The 16,618-nt window shown below is 74.6% G+C and carries 11 protein-coding genes; 8 read left to right on the forward strand and 3 right to left on the reverse strand.

Annotated features, from left to right (window positions below; all coding sequences use genetic code 11):
* Positions 1-400: 400 nt before the first annotated feature.
* The 6 genes from ACGF5C_RS18400 (at position 401) to ACGF5C_RS18425 (ending at position 7,281) form a co-directional block, all read left to right on the forward strand.
* Positions 401-1,171, forward strand: a complete 771-nt coding sequence (locus ACGF5C_RS18400; RefSeq protein WP_393303065.1) for a redox-sensing transcriptional repressor Rex — start codon at positions 401-403, stop codon at positions 1,169-1,171.
* A complete protein-coding gene (locus ACGF5C_RS18405; RefSeq protein ID WP_393303067.1) occupies positions 1,168-2,562 on the forward strand; it encodes a glutamyl-tRNA reductase in 1,395 nt (464 codons plus the stop codon). Before ACGF5C_RS18400 ends, ACGF5C_RS18405 begins: the two co-directional genes overlap by 4 nt.
* Complete coding sequence (gene hemC / locus ACGF5C_RS18410) at positions 2,559-3,554, forward strand: hydroxymethylbilane synthase (protein WP_393303069.1); 996 nt, start codon at positions 2,559-2,561, stop codon at positions 3,552-3,554. The genes ACGF5C_RS18405 and hemC overlap by 4 nt, the downstream gene beginning before the upstream one ends.
* On the forward strand, positions 3,551-5,131 hold the full coding sequence (locus ACGF5C_RS18415; protein WP_357457454.1) for a uroporphyrinogen-III synthase: 1,581 nt from the start codon (positions 3,551-3,553) through the stop codon (positions 5,129-5,131). Before hemC ends, ACGF5C_RS18415 begins: the two co-directional genes overlap by 4 nt.
* A gap of 22 nt (positions 5,132-5,153) precedes the next feature.
* Positions 5,154-6,137 (forward strand): porphobilinogen synthase, encoded by a 984-nt coding sequence (gene hemB, locus ACGF5C_RS18420; RefSeq protein WP_393303071.1) that lies wholly within the window; start codon positions 5,154-5,156, stop codon positions 6,135-6,137.
* Positions 6,138-6,786: 649 nt separating this feature from the next.
* Entirely contained in the window at positions 6,787-7,281 is a 495-nt protein-coding gene (locus ACGF5C_RS18425) for a multiprotein-bridging factor 1 family protein (protein WP_393265033.1), read from the forward strand.
* Between the two features lie 115 nt (positions 7,282-7,396).
* Here the strand turns inward: ACGF5C_RS18425 and ACGF5C_RS18430 are convergent, their stop codons facing one another.
* The 3 genes from ACGF5C_RS18430 to ACGF5C_RS18440 form a co-directional block, all read right to left on the reverse strand.
* A complete protein-coding gene (locus ACGF5C_RS18430; protein WP_393303073.1) occupies positions 7,397-10,675 on the reverse strand; it encodes a lamin tail domain-containing protein in 3,279 nt (1,092 codons plus the stop codon).
* A gap of 97 nt (positions 10,676-10,772) precedes the next feature.
* Positions 10,773-11,789, reverse strand: a complete 1,017-nt coding sequence (locus ACGF5C_RS18435; protein ID WP_393303144.1) for a GNAT family N-acetyltransferase — start codon at positions 11,787-11,789, stop codon at positions 10,773-10,775.
* Positions 11,790-11,861: 72 nt separating this feature from the next.
* Positions 11,862-13,310 carry a lytic murein transglycosylase gene (locus ACGF5C_RS18440; RefSeq protein WP_393303146.1) on the reverse strand — a complete coding sequence of 483 codons (1,449 nt, stop codon included), beginning with the start codon at positions 13,308-13,310 and terminating at the stop codon, positions 11,862-11,864.
* 56 nt (positions 13,311-13,366) lie between these two features.
* Between ACGF5C_RS18440 and ACGF5C_RS18445 the strand changes: the two genes are divergently transcribed.
* Both ACGF5C_RS18445 and ACGF5C_RS18450 read left to right on the forward strand, forming a co-directional pair.
* Positions 13,367-13,588 (forward strand): zinc ribbon domain-containing protein, encoded by a 222-nt coding sequence (locus tag ACGF5C_RS18445; protein WP_357692727.1) that lies wholly within the window; start codon positions 13,367-13,369, stop codon positions 13,586-13,588.
* Between the two features lie 154 nt (positions 13,589-13,742).
* The gene (locus ACGF5C_RS18450) at positions 13,743-16,571 is read left to right on the forward strand and encodes an ATP-binding protein (protein ID WP_393303075.1); all 2,829 of its coding nucleotides are present in this window, start codon (positions 13,743-13,745) and stop codon (positions 16,569-16,571) included.
* Positions 16,572-16,618 lie beyond the last annotated feature (47 nt).

A 16,618-nucleotide genomic window follows, 5' to 3' on the forward strand; every position in this document is an offset into this window, starting at 1 on the left:
CGTAGGGCTGTCCCTACCGCGCCGGGCGGCGCCCGCCGGCCGCGACGGGCGCCCCGGGCCCGACCGGCGGTGGGCCCCGGGGCCGGCGGTCGGGCCCGCCGGCACCGGCGTGACGTGATCGGCGGCGAGCCGCGCTCGCGCGATTGGTCAGAGAAGTCGTAATTGAGCAATAATCGCCGAGCGGCGCCGGCGGAGGCCGCTGTATCGATCTTGCAGGATGGAGGGCCAGGTGGAGCCGCGTCGCGAGCTGTCAAGATCGCGATTTGTGCACGCCTTCACAAGCGCCTACTCTGTAGTTCCGACGCGCCCTGCTAGCACAGCCGGCAATCTCGGTCGCCAGCGGGAGTCCCGAAACGGCCGGCCGCTGGAGCTGGCCGAGGATCGCACCGCACGGAGTCTCATGAGTCAGCACCGTCACCCTGGCGCGCCCGGCCGCGCCGGTGCCGTACCGGCGCTCCCGGACCTGCCCGAGGCGACCGTCGCGCGGCTCCCCGAATACCTCCGTGCCCTGCACAATCTGGCCGAAAGCGGTCACGAGACCGTGTCCAGCGAGGGGCTGGCGAGCGCCGCGGGAGTGAACTCGGCGAAGCTCCGCAAGGACCTCTCGCACCTCGGCTCGTACGGCACCCGGGGCGTCGGCTACGACGTGGCGCTGCTGGTCGACCAGATCGAGTTCGTGCTCGGGCTCACCCAGCGCCGCGCGGTCGCCCTCGTCGGCGTGGGTAATCTCGGTCACGCCCTGGCCGGCTACGACGGCTTCGCCAGCCGCGGCTTCCGGATCGCCGCGCTGTTCGACGCCGACCCCGAACGCGTCGGCGAGGAAATCAGCGGGCTGGTCGTCCGGCACATCGACGAGCTGCCCCGGGTCGCCGTCGAGGAGTCCATCGCCATCGGCGTGATCGCCACCCCGGCCCCGGCCGCCCAGGCGGTCGCCGACCAGCTCGTGGCCGTCGGTGTGACGAGCATCCTGAACTTCGCTCCGTGCGTACTCTCGGTTCCGGAGGGGGTCGACGTGCGCAAGGTCGACCTGGCCATAGAGCTGCAGATCCTGTCCTTCCACGAGCACCGCAAGGCATCGCTGACCGCGCTTCCCGCCACCGGCGGGTCCGCCCTCACCGCCCTGCCCGGCGGGCTCGCGGCCACCGAACCCCAGGAGGCGATCGGCACGTGAAACTGCTCGTCGTCGGTGCGTCCTACCGCACCGCTCCCGTCGCCACGCTGGAGCAGCTCGCGGTCGCCCCCGCCGATCTCACCCGCACCCTGGACCGCCTGGTCGCGCAGCCGTACGTGACCGAGGCCGTGCTCGTCTCCACCTGCAACCGGGTGGAGGTCTACGCCGCCGTGTCCGGATTCCACGGCGGTCTCGGCGACATCTGCGCCGTGCTGGCCGAGCAGGCCGGGTGCCAGCCGGCCGGGCTCGCCAACCACCTCTACGTGCACTTCGACGCCGCCGCGGTGGACCACGTCTTCCGGGTCGCCGCCGGGCTGGACTCGATGGTCGTGGGCGAGGCGCAGATCCTCGGCCAGCTGCGCGACGCGTACCACTCGGCGACCGGGGCCGACACCGCCGGGCGCCTGCTGCACGAGCTGATGCAGCAGGCGCTGCGGGTCGGCAAGCGCGCCCACGCGGAGACCGGCATCGACCGGGCGGGTCAGAGCGTGGTGACCGCCGCGCTGGAACTGGCCGCCGAGCATCTCGGCAGCGACCTGGACGGCCGTCCGGCGCTCGTGGTCGGGGCGGGCGCCATGGGCTCGCTGGGCGTGGCCACGCTGTCCCGGCTGGGTGCCGGGCCGCTCACCGTGACCAACCGGGGCGCCGACCGGGCCGTCCGGCTGGCCGAGGCGTACGGGGCCAGCGCGACGCCGATGACGGAACTCACCACCGCGCTCTCCACAGTGGACATCGTAGTGGCCGCCACCGCGGCCACGGAAGCGGTCCTCACCCGCGAGGTGGTCACCCGGGCGCTCGCCGGGCGCGACCCCCGGCGGGGGCCGCTGGTCCTGCTCGACCTGGCCGTGCCGCGCGACGTGGCGGCCGGCGTCGCCGAGCTGCCCGGCGTCGAGGTGATCGACATCGACCGGATGGCGGCGCTGCTCGCCGACGGTCCGGCCGCCGCCGACGCCGCCGCCGTCGAGCGGATCGTGGCGGGCGAGGTCGACGCCTTCCTCACCTGGCTGCGCGGGGCCGACGTGGCGCCGACCGTGGCCGCCCTGCGTGGCCGCGCCGACGACGTGGTCACCGCCGAGCTGCGCCGGCTCGCCCAGCGCCGCCCGGACCTCACCGACGACCAGCGCGCCGAGGTGGCCCGGACGGTGCACCGGGTGGTCCAGCGGCTGCTGCACCAGCCCACCGTGCGGGTCCGCCAGCTCGCCGCGGAGCCCGGCGGCGACCAGTACGCGGCCCTGCTGCGCGAGCTGTTCGACCTCCAGGTGCCGCAGACGTCGCCGGTCGACACCGTCCCCGACGTCGTGGACAGCGACGCCGTACCGCCGTTCGGCCTCGCCGACTTCTCATCGTCGGCCGGCCCGGCCGACGTCCCGCCCACCGGAGGTGAGCGATGAGCACGCCCCTGCGCCTCGGTACCCGGGGCAGCAAACTGGCGATGGCCCAGTCCGGCCACGTCGCCGAGGCCCTGACCGCCGCCACCGGCCGCCCGGTCGAGCTGGTCGAGGTGGTCACGGCCGGCGATCGATCCGCCGCGCCGGTGCACCGGCTCGGCGTCGGCGTCTTCGTCTCCGCCCTGCGTGACGCGCTGACCGCCGGCACCATCGACTTCGCGGTGCACTCCTACAAGGACCTGCCCACCGCCGCGGCGGCCGGGCTGCACATCGCGGCGGTGCCGATCCGGCAGGACCCGCGGGACGCGCTGGTCGCCCGCGACGGCCGGACGCTCGCCGAGCTGCCGCCCGGCGCGACCGTCGGCACCGGCGCGCTGCGCCGCATCGCCCAGCTGCACGCCCTCGGGATGCAGCTGGAGGTCGCCCCGATCCGGGGCAACGTCGACACCCGCCTCGCCCGGGTGCTCGGCCCGGAGGCCGACCTGGACGCCGTCGTCCTGGCCCGGGCCGGGCTGGCCCGGCTGGGGCGGACCGAGGTGATCACCGAGACGCTCGACCCGATGCTGATGCTGCCCGCGCCCGCCCAGGGCGCGCTGGCGGTGGAGTGCCGGATCGACGACCCGGACATCGTCGAGCTGCTCGCCGTGCTCGACCACGCACCGTCCCGCGCCGCGGTCGTCGCGGAGCGGGCGCTGTTGGCCACCCTGGAGGCCGGATGCTCCGCTCCGGTCGCCGCCTACGCCGTCGTCGCCGAAGGCGAGCCAACCGGCTCGGGCGCCGAGGGCGATGTTGTCCAGGAGATCTACCTGCGCGGGGCGGTGATCAGCCCGGACGGCTCGCGAGACCTCCGGCTGTCCCGCACCGGAACGCCCGCCGACGCGGCGGAGATCGGCAAGGCACTCGCCGCCGAACTCCTCGACCTCGGCGCCGACTCGATCCTCGGCCAAGAAGGACACGCCGGTCCGGGGACCCAGCAATTTGGGAGCACAGAATGACCCGCACCCGTAAGCCCGTAGGCCGCATCGCGTTCGTCGGGGCCGGTCCCGGCGACCCGGGCCTGCTGACCCGCCGGGCGCACGACGCCCTGGTCGACGCCGACCAGGTGGTGTACGACCGGGGAGTCCCCGAGTCGCTGCTCGACGCCGTCCGTGCCCAGGCCAAGTCCGACGCCCAGTTCACCCCGGCCGAGGGCGCGCCGGGCGACGTGGCGAAGGTGCTGATCTCGGCGGCCCGTTCCGGGCTGAACGCGGTGCACCTGGTCGCCGGCGACCCGTTCGGCCACGAGTCGGTGGTCCGGGAGGTGCAGGCGGTCGCGCGTACCGCCGCGCACTTCGAGGTGGTCCCGGGCGTCGGCCAGGCGGAGGGTGTGGCGACCTACGCGGGCGTGCCGCTGCCCGGCGTACGCACGGCGGCCGACGTCGAGGACGTCAGCACGCTGGACTTCGATGCCCTCGCCGCGGCCGTCGGCCGGGGCTCGCTGGCCCTGGCCGTGGACGCCGGCGACCTCGCCGCGATCCGGGACGGGCTGCTCGCCGCCGGGGTGGACGGCGCCACCGGCGTCGGGGTGACCGGGGACGGCACCGGCGAGACGCAGTACACCACCACGTCGACCGTGGACTCCTTCGTCGCGGCGGCGCTCGGCTTCACCGGCCGGGTCGTGCTCACCGTCGGCGAGGGCGTCGGCCAGCGGGACAAGCTGAGCTGGTGGGAGAACCGGCCGCTGTACGGCTGGAAGGTCCTCGTGCCCCGCACCAAGGAGCAGGCCGGCGTGATGAGCGCGCGGCTGCGCGCGTACGGGGCCATCCCCTGCGAGGTGCCGACGATCGCGGTCGAGCCGCCGCGGACCCCGGCCCAGATGGAGCGGGCCGTCAAGGGCCTCGTCGACGGCCGGTACGCCTGGGTGATCTTCACCTCGGTCAACGCGGTCCGCGCCGTCTGGGAGAAGTTCGCCGAGCACGGCCTGGACGCCCGGCACTTCGGCGGCGTCAAGATCGCCTGCATCGGCGAGGCGACCGCCGACGCCGTCCGCGCGTTCGGCATCCAGCCCGAGCTGATCCCGTCGGGGGAGCAGTCCTCCGAGGGGCTGCTGGCCGAGTTCTCGCCGCACGACGAGATCCTCGACCCGGTCGGCCGGGTGCTGCTGCCGCGCGCCGACATCGCCACCGAGACCCTCGCCGCCGGGCTCACCGAGCGCGGCTGGGAGGTCGACGACGTGACCGCGTACCGGACGGTCCGGGCCGCCCCGCCGCCCGCCGAGATCCGGGACGCGATCAAGTCCGGTGGCTTCGACGCGGTGCTCTTCACCTCGTCCTCCACCGTGCGGAACCTGGTCGGCATCGCGGGGAAGCCGCACGCCCGTACCGTTGTTGCAGTGATCGGGCCCAAGACGGCGGAGACGGCGACGGAGTTCGGCCTGCGGGTCGACGTCCAGCCGCCGCACGCCTCGGTCCCCGACCTGGTGGAGGCGCTCGCCGCCTACGCCGTCGAGCTGCGCGAGAAGCTCGCCGCCATGCCGGCGAAGCAGCGGCGCGGCTCGAAGGTCCAGGGGCCGACCGCCCTGAGGTTCCGGTAGTCGTCGTAGCAGGAGGCCCGTGATGCCGTACCCCGAGATCCGGCCCCGCCGGCTGCGCCGCAACGCGGCGCTCCGGCGGCTGGTCTCCGAGACCCGCGTCGACCCGGCCGAGTTGGTCGTGCCGATGTTCGTCAAGGAAGGGCTGACGGAGCCGCGGGCGATCGCGTCGCTCCCGGGGGTGCTCCAGCACTCCCGGGACTCGCTCCGCAAGGCCGCGGTCGAGGCCGTCCAGGCGGGCGTCGGCGGCATCATGCTCTTCGGGGTGCCGGCGCGGCGGGACGCCACCGGGTCCGGCGGGATCGACCCGGACGGCATCCTCAACGTCGCGATCCGTGACATCGTGGCCGAGGTGGGCGACGCCACGGTGGTGATGAGCGACCTCTGCCTGGACGAGTTCACCTCGCACGGGCACTGCGGCCTGCTCACCCCCGACGGCGGCGTGGACAACGACGCCACGCTGGCGGCGTACGCCGAGATGGCGGTGGCCCAGGCCGCCGCCGGGGTCGGGGTGGTCGGGCCGTCCGGGATGATGGACGGCCAGGTCGGCGTGGTGCGCCGGGCGCTCGACGCCGCCGGCCACCAGGACGTGGCCGTGCTGGCATACGCCGTCAAGTACGCCTCGGCCTTCTACGGCCCGTTCCGCGACGCCGTGGAGTCGGCGCTGGAGGGCGACCGGCGCACCTATCAGCAGGACCCGGCGAACCTGCGGGAGTCGCTGCGTGAGGTCGAGCTGGACGTCGCCGAGGGCGCCGACATGGTGATGGTCAAGCCGGCGCTGCCGTACCTCGACGTGGTGTCGGCGGTCCGCGCGGCGGTCGACGTCCCGGTCGCGGCCTACCAGGTCTCCGGCGAGTACGCGATGGTCGAGGCGGCCGCCGCGAACGGCTGGATCGACCGGGAGCGGGTGATGCTGGAGACGCTCACCTCGATCCGCCGGGCCGGTGCGCAGATCATCCTCACCTACTGGGCGGTCGAGGCCGCCCAGCTCCTCCGCCAGCGCTACTGAAAGCCCTACGGGACCGGTTCCTGCCCGTTCGCGCTGGACGCAGCCCTGCCCCACGGCCCACGGCCCACGGCGCGGTGTGCCAATGCCGAGTCACAGCATGCGTGCCCGGTCCACGCATGCTGTGTCCGTTACCCAGAGCGATAAATCCAAGCGAGTCGTGAACCCCTGTCTCGAACGCTTTGCTCTGCACCCGGATACGCGCCGGCAACCGAGAGTGTCCGTTGCGTATACGGGTGCAGAGCAAAGGGCGTAGAGAGGGTTGCCGCCTCCTCGGGGCGTTCTTTGGACATGTGCTGGTCAGGGCGGTGATCAGTCGGATCGTCGGCTGCGAAGCTCGGTCGGCGGCGTCGGTGCCATCACTCACAGTCACATGGGGGGCTTCCGATTGGGACTGTTACCCAGCGTGAGGGTTTGGTGGGGTTGCCGGGAGCCGCCCCGGCCGAAGCGGGTGCTGCCGGTTCTCCACAGGTAGGTGGGTTGTCCACAGGCCGGGGAGGCGGGATTGCGAACGGGCCCGCACGGCCGGGACCGTGACGGGATGACAGACATTTCCGCCGCACCATGGGCCGGTGGCCCGCCGTCCCCTGACGATCAGCCGAGCTCCGACGATCAGCCGAGCTCCGACGATCAGCCGGGCTCCGATGAGCCCGTGCTGCTGACCGAGCCGTTCGACATTCCGTGGCCCGCCGCCGGCATCGTCCGTGCGATCCGGCGTCGCGCCGACCTGAGCCAGCGGGAGCTGGCTCGGTGGGCGGGGGTGCACCACGCCACCGTGGGGCGGATCGAGGCGGGTCGGCTGGTGCCGAGCATCCTGCTCCTGCGCCGCGTCATCGGGGTCGCCGGGTTCCGGCTGGCGGTGGTCGACGAGTTCGGGCGGGTGCTGAAACCGATGCGGGACCGCGACGACACCCGCGACGGGGCGGAACGCCGCTACCCGTCGCACCTCGACACCATCCTCGACCCCGAGCCCGGGGAGTGGTGGGCGGACCTCTACGGGCTGGCCCGCCCGCCGGAGACGTTCTACCGCAATCGCGCCGTCCGGGACGCCATGCGGCGGCGCAGCCAGTGGGAGGTGCGGGTGGCCAAGTACCGCAACGTGCCGCCGCCGCCGCGCGCGTGTGGGCACGATCGCCGGTTTCCGTGAACTCATCGTTCCCGTCGGCCCATAGCCCCGTGAAAGGGCCGACGGCCCGCCCGCCAGGTGCTTCCTGGCGGGCGGGCCGTCGGTACGCGCAGCCGGAGGGGCTGTCCGGGCGACGTCAGTCGTCGTCGGCGATGGTGCCCACCGCGACGGGGTCGGCGAGGCGCAGCCCCGGCACGCCCGTCATCAGCAGCGTCAGCTTCTCGTCCGCCTCCCGCTTGCGGTCACCGCGCACAGTCACCGGGAAGGCCAGCGAGGTCTGCCCGGCGGCCAGGACCTTGCAACCGACGTAGGGGTCGTAGTCGGCGCCGGCCTGGGCCGTGGTGCCGTACGTGGCGGCGCAGAGCAGCACCGGCTGGGACAGCGGTCGCGAGACGGTGACCGTGAAGGTCAGCGGGCGGGTGCCCCGGTCGCCCTCGGCCACCGTCACGTCCCCGACGCTGAGCGAGGCCCGCGACCGGAACCGGGCCACCTGCGGGTCGTGGTCGCTGGAGCCGCGCGTGCCGTCAGCGGCGTGCTCGGCCGGCCAGTCGGCGTTGATGTGCGCCGCCCGCATCTGGACCAGGTCCCGGTGCAGCGCGCCGTTCACGAACAGGTGGTCCAGCGTCTGCGCCTGCCCCTCGAAGCTGTACGAGTAGGCGGACGACGGGGCGTCGGCGAGCAGATCGTCCCAGAGGTTGCGCATGCCGGCCTCGTACAGCGGCCCGAGCTGGTCCGACGGGGTGGGCTCCGCGGCCGTGGCGATCGGGTCGTCGGGGCGGGGGAAGACGTTCAGGTCTCCGCCGTACACCACCCGGGCGTCCGGGTCGGACGCCTCGATCGCCGTGACGATCGCGGCCCCGTACGCGGCCTGCTCCCGGCGCTGCCCGACCCGGCTGTCCGGCCCCGACGAGTAGTGGTTGCTGGCGGCCCACAGCGTGTACCGCTCGGTGGAGCCGGGCGCGGCGGCGACGGTGAACTTGCCGAGCTGTGGAGCGCGGGTGAAGACGTTGTTGCCGTCCTTGCCGGTGGACGTGTCCACGTCGGCGGGGAGCACCGCGTTGAGCGCCTTCGGGTTCTGCACGTCGGCGTTGCCCGGCAGCCCCGCGCCCCGGTACGTCACCGTCGGCGCCGAACCCAGCAGCGGGTCGCCGGCGGTCGCCTCGGCCAGCGACACCCGGTCGGTGCGGTACAGGAACGCCGCGGTGATGCCCCGCGCGTCCGCGCCGCTGCGGTCGTACGCGGCCGCGTAGGCCGGGCCGCCGTTGGCCGCGATGGTCAGCGCCAGGTCCTGGAGGGAGTCCGGCGCGCCGTCCGCGTCGTTGGTGGTGCCGCAGACCAGTTCACCGCCGGAGACCGTGCAGATGTCCTGGTCCTCCGCCTCCTGCACGAGGATCAGGTCGGGCGAGTGCAGGTCGGTGGTGATCTGGTCGGCCAGCGCGGCGAGTTGGTCGCGGTACTCCTGCTCGCTGCCGGGGACGTAGTCGAACGGCGGGCGTACCCCGGTGCAGCCGGCGTTGCCGGCGAAGTCGCAGCCGTCGAACGGGTCGTCGCGGTAGTCGTACAGGTTCTCGACGTTGTAGGTCGCGACCGCGACCTCCTCCGACCGCTTGGCCGGCTGCGGCGGGTTGTTCGTGGACGGGTCGGTCCCACCGGTGAACTCGGCCCGCTCGACCTGCACGCCGTACTTCTCGAACGAGTAGTAGAGGCCACCGACCGCGTCGGCGGTCAGCGTGTCGAAGGTGCGGGCGGGCGGGAGCAGCGCGCCGCTGTCGCCCGTGGTGCCCTTGACGCCCATGCTGCCGAGCAGGATGCGCTGGCCGTTGCCGTCGTCGAAGCGGCGGCCCGGGTCGTTGTCCAGCGGGTGCGCGTCCCGGAACACCCGGCGGGCGTACGGGTCGGCGCGGTCCAGCAGCGGGTCGTCCCGGTCGATCACGAAGATCTCGCCGTCGGCGGTCGAGGCGAAGACGTTCCGCCCGCTCACGGCGCCGCTGCCGGCCCGCACCCGCAGCCGGGTGCCCTCGTGCCGCTCCCAGAACCGCTGCGCGTCGGCCAGCTCGACCGGTGGCACCGCGTCGGCCACCTCGACCTCGGCGTTCACGTCGACGCCGGAGGCGAGCTTGCGCACCAGCGACGCGCCGGAGAGCTGGGTGAAGTTGAAGTACTCGGAGACCCGGGCCCGGAGCACCACCTCGTCGCCGACCGTCGGCACGTAGCCGCCGATCAGCGAGGTGAACGAGCCCATGAAGACGAAGATGCCGTCCGAGCTGGTCGGGTCGCCGTCGGTGGCGCCGGACCGGCTCTGCAGGAAGAAGCCGCGCTGGTCCCGGCCCGACGAGTCACGCGCCAGGGTGAGCTGGGTGATCACGCCGCGCACGTCGTACAGCGTGCTGCTGGTGCCGTTGCCGGACGCCGGCGCGAGCGGGGACCGGTCGGCCGGGCCGGACTCGCCGTCGGTGGTCGGACCCTGCACCTCGCCGACCGTCAGCTCGCGGGTGACCTGCACGGCGAGGGTGCAGGTGGCGGTGCCGCCGTCCGCGTCGGTCGCGGTCAGCACCACCGTGTACGCCCCGGCGGCCAGGTCGGCGCTCGCGGCGACCGTGGCCCGGGCGGTGCCGCCGACCGCGTCGGCCGGGGTGACGGCCGTGCGGCTGACGGAGCCGGTGGCCGGGGTCGGGCTGACCGAGGTGACCGCCAGGTCGACGATCCGGTCGTCGGTGTCGGTGGCGGTGACCTCCCGGGTCGCCGCCGTGCCGGCTGGGATGACCAGCGCCGGGCCGCAGGTGAGCGTCGCCGGCGCGTCGACCGGGCCGCCCCCGTCGACGGTGTGCGCGCCGAGCCCGTCGAACGTGTCGACCGGGAAGCCGGCCCACTGGGCGGCCGGGTCGAACGCGTCCGAGGGGTCGGTGTCGCCGGACGTCACGGCGGGCAACCGGCGCAGGGTGTTGTTCTCGGTGCTGGTGACGCCGGTGCCCCACTCGGTGCCCGGGTCGACGCCGACCTGGCCGATCGAGTCGAGCACGGTCCCGCCCCGGCGCAGCACGATCGCGTCGTCGCCGTTGAACAGGCCGGCCGTCGTGGTCTGGTCGGCCCGGTCCAGGATCGCCGGCGCGGCCGAGGCGGAGGCGAAGACGAAGACGTCGCCGGCCGCGACGGTCCCGGTCAGCGCCACGTTCGTCGGGGTGGTGGAGCCGTTGAAGTGCAACTGGAGCTGGTAGCCGCCGGCGGCCAGGTCGACGGCGGCGCCGGTGCCGTTGAACAGCTCGATCGCCTTGTTGTTCGACGAGCCTTCGACGTACTCCGAGATGAACAGGTCGGTGGGCGCGGCGCTGGCCGCAGTGGGTGCGACGCCGACAGCCGCGACGGTCACGGCGGCGGTGGCGGTCGCGAGCGCGGCAAGAGTGCGGCGCGGGCGCATGGGGCCTCCACGATGGGTGGACGGGGAACTAACGCACGTTAAGGGGCTCCGCTGACCGTCGTCCATCCCCCACCGGTCGGTTTCGTGAACTCTCCGGTCAGCGTCCGGCGTCGAGGCGGTGCACCAGCTCGGCCACGTCGACGCTGTATTCACACCACTCGCGGTCCGGACGGTAGCCCAACTCGGCGTTGACCTTGAGCATGGCCTCGTTGGCCTGTGCGTTCCAGGTCTGCACCTCGGTCAGCTTCGGCTCCGCCGAGCGCAGCTCCAGCAGCATCCGCGCCTTGATCGCCCGGTCGATGCCGTAGCCCCGGTGGTCCTGCACGACGATGGTGTCGTACTGGTCGGCGCGGGTGGGGTGCTGGGCGGGCACCACCACCTCGGTCAGGCCCGCCACCTCCCCGGTCTGCTCGTGGAGGGCGAGCACGATGTAGGGCTTCATGCCCCGCCGGTGCAGGCAGTCCAGGCTGTCCCGCAGCCGCTGCGGGTCGTACGAGCTGGGGCGCAGCTCGCCGTCGTCGACGTCGCGCACCTCCGCCTTGGCCCGCGCGTACGCGTCGATCAGGTCGTCCGGCGGCCCGCCGGGGCAGAACTCCAGGTGGTAGCCCGCGCCGATGCCGGTGGCCATCTCGGACAGCTCGGCCCAGTCCACCGCGGACAGGTCGAGCACGCTTCGGGTTTCGACGTATTCCTTGGAGAAGCCGAGCGACTCGTAGAAGGCGACGGCCGGCGTGGCGCCGACCACCTCGACCCCGATCGACTGGAAGCCCTCCTGGTAGGCCCGTCGGGCGGCGACCAGGACCAGGTCACGGCCGAGCCCGCCGCGCCGCCGGGAGGGGTGCACCAGCACCTCCAGCACGCCGATGTCGCCGAGCAGGAGCACGTTCACCTGGCCGAGGATCGGCCCCGGCGTCCCGTTGGCGGCCGGCTCCGCCTGGGCGACCCAGGAGATCCGTCGCTCGCCGGGCATCACCTCGGAGAGGTATTCCCGCAGGGAACTCTCCCGCCATGGTGGATCCCGTGGCAGGTCGACCGCCAGGACCGCGTTGAGCGTGTCCAGCAGGGACGCGATCTCGGCGGACGACGCGGTCCTGGGGTCCCACTCGCGCACCATCACCTGTCTAGCTTGCCGCTAACCGCTGGCCGGGGGAAGTGTCCGGTTCTCCAATGTATGCGGACGATCACTTCACGTGCGGCTGGCCTGTCCGTACCGGTTGGCGGTGTCGAAGACGTCCTGAGCGTACTTGCGGACGTCGTTGTACGACAGGATCGCGTTCCACCAGTCGGCCGGGATGGTGAGGTTCCGGCTGCCCTTGCAGAGGTAGTTGCCGGCGGCGAGCGCGGCGTCGTCCAGGTCGTGCGGGTCCTTGACGCCGTCGTTGTCGGCGTCCGCCCCGATCTCCTGCCAGGTGGTGGGGATGAACTGCATCGGCCCGATCGCCCGGTCGAAGGTGGTGTCCTTGTCCAGCCGGCCGCCGTCGGTGTCGGGGATGCGCATCCGGTTGCCCTGCCCGTCCAGCGGCAGGCCGATGATCTCGGGCAGCGCCTTGCCGTCCTGCCCGAGCCGGGCGTTGTTGGCCTGGCCGTGCCCGGACTCGACGAAGCCGATGGCCGCCAGCGTGGTCCAGCTCAGGCCGCAACTGCGGTTGGTCTGGGCGAGCACCAGCTCGGCGTAGCCGTACGCCTGCATGGCCACCGGCGAGATGCCGACCTTCGGCCCGACCTGCGCGGCCCAGCCGGCGAGGGCGTCCGACGGCCGGCCGGTGGTCACCCCGCCGGCGGCCGGGCCGGTCGGCACCGTGCCGAGCGGCGGCACCGTCTGGGTGGGCAGCGGCAGCCCGCCGGGCAGCGGCTCCTGCGGGCCGGCCGTCGGCGCGACGGAGGCGGCGTCGGCGACCGGACGGGGCGCGCGGACCGTCGCGGGCACCAGCAGCGCGCCCGCCGCGGCGGTCGCCGCGACCAGGGCGAGCAGGAACACCCCGGGCAGGGTGAGCCGTCCGCTGGGGCGCCGCGACCAGTCCCGGGTCGCCCGGACCGCGGCTGCCGCCGCCTGGCGAGGCGGCGGCAGGCGTACGGCGTGCGCGAACGGCACCCGGCGCCGCCGGGCTCGCGCGGCCGGCCCGTTGGTGAGCACGTCCACCTTCGTCGCCGCGAGGTCGCTCTTCCCCGCCGACGTCGGCACGGCCGCGCCGCCTCCGGCGCCACTCCCGGAGTCGCCGGGCTTGGTGTCGGCGGCGGACGTGCCACCGGGCTTGGTGTCGGCGGTCGACGTGCCGGCGGGCTCGGTGTCGGCGGTCGACGTGCCGGCGGCGTCACCGGGCTTCGCGGCGGCCGGCGGCTCGGCGCCGGCGCTCGGCTTCCCGGCGGCGGCCGGTGCCGCCCCGGCCGGCGGGACGTCCGGGGCGGACGGTGCGGCGGGGGCGGCCGACGGCCCGGTCGGCGTCGGAGCGGGCTCGGCGGGTGCCGTCGTCGGGGTGCCGGCGCCGGCGGGTGCCTCGGACCTCAGCCAGGGGCGGCGGGGACGGGGCAGGCGCGCCGACGACCCCGGTGCGACCGCGGAGCCGGCGGGTGGCCCGTCGGGCGGCACGGCCGGTCGCAGGGGCCGATGGGTCGATCTGTCCTCGCCGTCCACCACAAGTTGAGTATCACCCATGTCTCCTCGGGCGTCAGGCCCGGCCGTACCCTGGAGTCATGCCCCGGTACGAGTTCCGTTGCCGCGCCTGCGGCGACACCTTCGAGGTCAACCGTCCGATGTCGCAGGCCGGCGAGCCGGCGCCCTGCCCGTGGGGACACACGGACACCGTCAAGCTTCTCTCCACCGTCTCGGTCACCGGTCGGGGTGGCGGCGCGGTCGGCGGCGCGGCCGCTCCGGCCGGCGGTGGTGGCTGCTGCGGTGGTGGCTGCGGCTGCTGACCGGTCGGGCGGCCGCCCGACCGTCGGGCGGCCCCACCCGTCCGCGCCGAGGTCTCAGGGCGCCCGGAGTCCGGCCCCGGCCGGCCGTTCTCACGACGCGTGATGATCCGGTATCAGGCAGCATGAGTCCGACGTCACGGGGAAGGTCCCACGCATGTCGCCACGGATCCACCTCCCCAGCGGGTGGGTGACCTTCGTCTTCACCGACATCGAGGGCTCGACCCGGCTGGCCCAGCTCCTCGGGCCGGACTACCGGCCGGTGCTGCGGGAGCACCGCCGCCTGCTGCGCCGGACGATCGCCGCCACCGAGGGCGCGGAGCTGCTGACCGAGGGGGACTCGTTCTTCCTCGCGTTCGGCGACGCGACCGCCGGGCTGACCGCCTGCCTCACCGCGCAGCGGGCGCTGGCCAGCCACCAGTGGCCGACCGCCGAGGCCGTGCCCCGGGTCCGGATGGGGCTGCACACCGGCTGGGCCGAGCCGCGCGACGGCGAGTACGCCAGCCCCGAGGTGCACCGGGCTGCCCGGGTGGCCGCCGCCGCCCACGGCGGGCAGGTGCTCTGCTCGGCGTCGACGGCGCGGCATGCCGACCCGCTGCCGGCCGGCGCGTCCCTGCTCGACCTGGGCCTGCACCGGCTGCGCGGCTTCGACGACCGGGAACGGCTCTTCCAACTGGTCGCCCCGGGCATCGAGCGGCAGTTCCCACGGCCGCGTACGGCCGACGCGGTCGCGCACAACCTGCCCACCCAGGTGACCTCGTTCGTGGGCCGGCAGGCCGAGCGCGCCGAGCTGCGCCGGCTGGTGGAGGCGCACCGGCTGGTCACCGTTCTCGGGGCGGGTGGGGCGGGCAAGACCCGGCTCGCCGTGGAGCTGGGCACCGACCTGGTGGAGTCGTACCCGGACGGCATCTGGTTCGTCGACATCGCCGCGGTGACCGACCCGGGCCTGGTGGCGTTCGCGGTCGCCGCCGTGCTCGGCCTGCGTCCCGAGCCCGGCCGCCCGATGGTCGAGACCCTGGTGGAGTACGCTGCCGCGCGCCGGATGCTGGTCGTCCTGGACACCTGCGACGCCCAGCCGGCCGCCTCGGCCGAGGTGATCTCGCGGCTGCTCGCCGGCGGGGTGGGCGTTCGGGTGCTCGCCACCAGCCGGGAGTCGTTCGGCCTGCCCGGCGAGGTGGTCTGGCGGATCCCGCCGCTGTCGGTCGACCCGCCGGCGGACGGGGCGGAGAGCGACGCGGTCGCGCTGCTGCTGGACCGGACGGCGGCGGCCCGGGGCGGCCGGCAGCCGGACCCGGCCGAGTCGGCCGACCTGCGCCGGGTCGTGCAGCGGTTGGACGGGCTGCCGCTCGCCATCGAGCTGGCCGCCGCCCGGCTGCGGGTGCTCTCGGTCGGCCAGCTCGCCGAGCGCCTCGACGACGTGCTCGGAACGCTGGACGCGGGCCGGGAGAACCCGGAGCCGCCCCCGGTGGAGCGGGCGTGGACGGGCAACCAGCAGGACACGGTGGACCTGGTCGCGGCGGCCGTCGGGGTGCCGCCGCCCACCCCGGCGACCCGGGCGGTGCAGCGGTCCGCCACCGAACGGCACCTCACCATGCAGGCCACGGTCACCTGGTCGTACCGGACGCTGGGGCCGCGCGCCGCCCGGTTGCTGCGCTGGCTGGCGGTCTTCGCCGGCCCGGTGGACCTGTCGACGGTGGAGTGGCTGCTCGGCACCGACCCGCTCGACCCGCTCTCCGTGCTGGTCGACAAGTCGATGGTGCTGGCCGAGCCGCACGCCTCGGGCAGCACCTACCGGATGCTCGACCCGATCCGGGCGTACGCGGCCCGGCGGCTGGCGGAGGCGGGTGAGGAGCGGGCCGCCCGGGACCGGCACGTCGCCTGGTCGGCGCACGCGCTGGAGCGGGCGCACCTCGGCCCGGACGGGCAGCCGGTCACGCTGTCGCTCTACGCCCTCGACCCCCTCGCCGGCGAGCTGCGCGCCGCGCTGCGCTGGTGCGCGACCGGCGGCAGCGCCCGGGCGGGGCTGCGGCTGGCCGGGGGCCTGGACCAGTGGTGGCGGGAGCGGGGCCTGGCCCGGGAGGGGCGGCTCTGGCTGTTCCGGCTGTACGGACGGATCGCCGAGACCGGGGAACGGATCCCGGAGGCCGAGCTGGCGGCGGCGTACCACATGCACTCGCTGCACGCCGGCGCGGACGGCGAGTTCGCCGAGGAGCTGCGGTTCTCCCAGCGGGCGGAGGCGGCGGCCCGGCAGGCCGGCGACACCGGCCTGCTCGCCCGGGTCCTCGCCGGGCGGGCGGCCCCGCTGGTCGACATGGGGCAGTTCGCGGAGGCCGAGCGGGTCTGCCGGGAGGTCATCGACTGGGCGCACGACCAGGAGGTGGTCGGCGACGCGTTGTTCGCCGTGTTCAGCCTGGCCGAGCTGCTCTGGCGGCGGGGCGCCCTGGACGAGGCCGCCGAGCTGTTGGGTGCGGCCCGCCCGGTCGAGGCGGCCCGCCCGGTCGAGCGGGGGCGGCGCTCGGTCGACATGCTGCTCGGGATGGTGGCCCTGGCCCGCGGCGACCTGGTCGCCGCGCACGAGCACCTCCAGGTGGCGCTCCGGTCCCGGATGAGCCACGGCTTCCACGGCCGGGCCTGTGACACGCTCAACGCGGTCGCGGTGCGCTGCGCCGCCGGGGGCGACGGGTCGACGGCTGCCCGCCTCTTCGGCGCGGCGGGGGCGACCCGGGCGAGCATGCGGTGCACGCCGGGCATCTACGGGGCGTACTGGGCGCAGCGGCAGGGGGAGCTGCGCCGGGCGCTGGGCGACGCGGTCTTCGACGCCGCGTACGGGGAGGGGACCGAGCTGGGGCTGGAGGAGGCGGCGGCGCTGGCGCTCGGCGTGGAGCATCCGGACCTGGCGGCGGATTCGACGAGGTTCGGCGCGGATCGGGCCCGCCCGGCTCCCCGTCGCCCCGTCACACCCGACCGCCACACCGAGCACGCCTGACCGACGGTTCGGGTCGGGCGCGGCGTCGACCGGGGTCCCGTCCCGCC

Source organism: Micromonospora sp. NPDC047620, assembly GCF_043205005.1.
Classification (GTDB): domain Bacteria; phylum Actinomycetota; class Actinomycetes; order Mycobacteriales; family Micromonosporaceae; genus Micromonospora.

Bases quoted from the DNA above. Each gene is read 5' to 3' on its own strand.
- ACGF5C_RS18400 (WP_393303065.1), top strand. From the start codon at position 401: ATGAGTCAGCACCGTCACCCTGGCGCGCCCGGCCGCGCCGGTGCCGTA.
- ACGF5C_RS18435 (WP_393303144.1), bottom strand. From the start codon at position 11,789: ATGGTGCGCGAGTGGGACCCCAGGACCGCGTCGTCCGCCGAGATCGCG.
- hemB (WP_393303071.1), top strand. From the start codon at position 5,154: ATGCCGTACCCCGAGATCCGGCCCCGCCGGCTGCGCCGCAACGCGGCG.
- ACGF5C_RS18445 (WP_357692727.1), top strand. From the start codon at position 13,367: ATGCCCCGGTACGAGTTCCGTTGCCGCGCCTGCGGCGACACCTTCGAG.
- ACGF5C_RS18430 (WP_393303073.1), bottom strand. From the start codon at position 10,675: ATGCGCCCGCGCCGCACTCTTGCCGCGCTCGCGACCGCCACCGCCGCC.
- ACGF5C_RS18450 (WP_393303075.1), top strand. From the start codon at position 13,743: ATGTCGCCACGGATCCACCTCCCCAGCGGGTGGGTGACCTTCGTCTTC.
- ACGF5C_RS18415 (WP_357457454.1), top strand. From the start codon at position 3,551: ATGACCCGCACCCGTAAGCCCGTAGGCCGCATCGCGTTCGTCGGGGCC.
- hemC (WP_393303069.1), top strand. From the start codon at position 2,559: ATGAGCACGCCCCTGCGCCTCGGTACCCGGGGCAGCAAACTGGCGATG.